Source organism: Flavitalea antarctica, assembly GCF_054461535.1.
Genome location: NZ_JBTLQG010000081.1, coordinates 1 through 3245, shown reverse-complemented (window position 1 = coordinate 3245; position 3245 = coordinate 1). Strand labels below are relative to the sequence as shown.

General features: G+C 41.4%; 2 protein-coding genes. One reads left to right on the top strand and one right to left on the bottom strand.

Going from position 1 to position 3245, the window contains the following annotated elements:
* Nucleotides 1-558: 558 nt before the first annotated feature.
* Nucleotides 559-1050: a hypothetical protein gene (locus ACX0G7_RS27250; protein WP_458926709.1), complete on the bottom strand. Its 492-nt coding sequence runs from the start codon at nt 1048-1050 to the stop codon at nt 559-561.
* Between the two features lie 1946 nt (nt 1051-2996).
* On the opposite strand from ACX0G7_RS27250, the gene ACX0G7_RS27245 reads away from it, so the two are divergent.
* Nucleotides 2997-3245: hypothetical protein (locus ACX0G7_RS27245; protein ID WP_458926708.1), on the top strand; the 249-nt coding region annotated here is incomplete at its 3' end.

The following is a 3245-nucleotide window of genomic DNA, read 5'->3' as shown; positions in this document are numbered from 1 at the left end:
CCCCGCTTGTTTTTTCTCGATTCCATATCGTGTCAAAGTTATTGGAATTTCGTGTCCGGGAAAACTGGACCATCTCATATAGCATCTTTCGTGGTATCGTCAAGATTCGAAAAAGAATTCCGAAAATACTTATCAGTCCTACTTAAATCATTATCTCGGACAAACGGTTGAGTCGGCTCAGAATTCCTAACAAAGTCTATTCCATACTGTGCCCAATAATCTAAATCCGAAATGATGCTTTCACCAAACTCTGCGAGCTCCGAAGCATTATTCTGACCATTTTCTTTTGAGTCCTTATCCATAAAATTAATGAGTTTACTATTTATTACGACAAGGTTTCGGCTAACGTGGAAGTATTGGCGAAGGCGGGCATAGCTTGATGTTTTGTTCCACATGTAACTGGCCGCCCGCTTTTGCCAATACCATGTTAGCGGCAGTCATTTCGCGTTTATGAACGGTCACTTCATCAATTTTAGTTATCTAGTCAACAAAGCGCTACAAATAGCAAAACCTAAAGATGTGCGAGTATCGGCTTAATTTAGAATAAACAACACCTTATTAATTTTTAGAGCTTGCATGTCTACCGACAACGATCAAAGAATCAGCAACCTTTTGAAAGTCCAAACTGAGGGTACCACCACCGCCAAACTTTATACAACTGCGACTCCCCAGCAGTACTGAATATCCGGTATCATTTTTCTCGATGTCATATATAACCAGAATGTTTGGTGCTTCCTCATTCAAGCTGTCAGCTTGGATCATATTGCAAAGCTCAGTGAACGACAATTTTTTGAAAAAATGAGCGTCTACTTGCGAAGGCAGAAGATCTAAAGGAAACTTATCAGAAGTCAATAAGATTGAGTCTCCGAATCTATACTTTATGTGCAACGCTGAAGCCTCAGGCATGTAGCGATCAGATAATCCATGCCTTATCGATTCCTTCAATATGCGAGAAGTGTCGTTTTCTTCAATTGATATAACAGTAGGGGAATCTCCACAAGAGCCGCAGAGTAGCAAACATATGAAAAGCGCTGATTTAATTTTATCCATTGGATTGCCGCTAACGTGATGGGTATTGCCGAAGGCGGCCCGAAGGTATTTTTAAATTTCATGAATGTTAATGGCCGCTTTTGGCAATACCCTGTTAGCCGACGTTGCCGATGATCAGCAACAGCTAAGCAGTTGTGAAGGAAAAATAATTTTGTCAATATCCGATTGACGAAGTTATTTTTCCTGCCCTGGACGGACCAACACGATCCAACTTAATTAATCTTTGTCGTTGGGTTGGCTGCGGTGAAAATACCACGGGTTAATGATTTTAATACGTCGCCCGATCACCAACTTTTAAAAATTTACCCGCTAACTTTGCTGGGTGAGCCGCGCGCTTCGGCTTTGGCAATCAAGCTTACCACGCCGAAGCGCGCGGCTCACCTGGCACTCATAATTTATCGTTTATTTCTCTGTAATAATTTTGATGCAGTAGCCTTCCCTTCGACGTCCGGACTGGCACAACTGCGGGCCTAATCACGACTCTAGCGATCATCGGCAATGTTGGCTAACGTGGAAGTATTGGCGAAGGCGGGCATCACTTGGTGTTTTGTTCATCATGACACTGGCTGCCCGCTTTTGCCAATACCATGTTGGCTGTAGTTAATGCAACAGTTCTCTTACCATTATCGAGTGAGCGAGAGTAAGCGATTCATCCAGAGTATAATGGTAAATGTGATTAAATTTTAAAGAGGTGTACACTTTAAATACATTTCCAAGGTGAGGCATTTGGTCAGGATTTGACTTATACAATTGTAACGTATTGGTATAACCCTCTATGGCCTCAATTAACCGCGTCTCAAGGGTCCTGGTTTCGGAAAACATTTCGATAAGCGGTACTATTCCTTGGCGACTGATCCTTTTACAATCAGCTTGATATTTCGACACTGTGACCAGTGTCTTTTCATTCTGTTTATATACTTTCACAACCTCCTTATTCCCTCCAAACTCGCCACATTCAATAAATCGTGCAGAAAAAAAGACAGTATCACCAATCGAAAGTGAGTCATCAATATATGCTTTGAACGAAAACTTATAGTCTTGAGCTTTGGAACTCGAGACTAAAATACTTATTGCAAAAAGGAAAAGTAATTTGATCACAAGAAATGCTATAAACGAAATGAAATATCTTCAATTAACTTTTGAAAAATAAGTGTGTAGCCTAATTACAGCCAACGTGGAAGTATTGGCGAAGGCGGGCATAGCCCGGTATTTTGTTCGATATGTAACTGGCCCGCCCGCTTTTGCCAATACCATGTTATGTGCAGGCGATTGATACAAACGGCTATGACTTGAATTTTTTTTTATAACTTAAAAACGCAACAAACGTCAAGATCGAGCCGCTTATAATTGCCAAAAGGACAAATTTTAGAAAGTACGGATCACTGTCATTCTCCTCTCCAAGAAAGAAGAAAAAAGCTGTCATCAAAATCATCGCCAGGATAGCGGCAAAGACTCTTATGGTTTTCGCGTTTGCTTTATAGAACACAAACAAAACAATAGCAGTCGGCAATAAATTGGCGAGTAAGTTCGCAGTTAATATTTTCCTTGGATGCGCGTTACTGAGTTCTCTATCAATTACGGAGATCAATGCGCCATCCAACATCAAAATATAAATTTGTATGATCGGGACGAATGATAAAACAATGAAAATTAGCGTAAGATATAGTGGCAAGCAAAAATGACTCTTCTGCTCATGATCCTTGGAGATTTTTTGATTAAATAGCTGCAAATTCTCTCTTTACTAATTTAGGGTTGCTGTTAGCTTGCACATAACGTGGTAGTATTGGCGAAGGCGGGCATAGCTTGGTGTTTTGTTCCACACGTTACTGGCCGCCCGCTTTTGCCAAGCCCTTATGCTATATAGAAGATGACGTTTAGTGTGACAGTAGTCAATCTGCCAGGCAGACCGCTACACTAACTTTATAAGTTAATCAACACTAAACGCCATGAATAAAGTTACAGCCAATTTTGAAAATCGGGCCATTTTTGTCGGCCTCGATGTACACAAACGCAGCTGGAATGCTGCCATCTTTCTTGGTGACCTTTTTATCCGGAACATCCATCAACCACCGGCACCCGAAGCGCTCTTTCATTACCTCGTAAAAGCGTTTCCCGGAGCCTCCTACATCTGTGCGTATGAAAGCGGCAAGTTTGGATACTGGATCCAGCGAAAATTCGCAGCCCTCGGTATCAAG

Excerpts from the sequence above, each read along its gene's own strand:
- ACX0G7_RS27250 (WP_458926709.1), bottom strand. The coding sequence starts at position 1,050 with ATGGATAAAATTAAATCAGCGCTTTTCATATGTTTGCTACTCTGCGGC.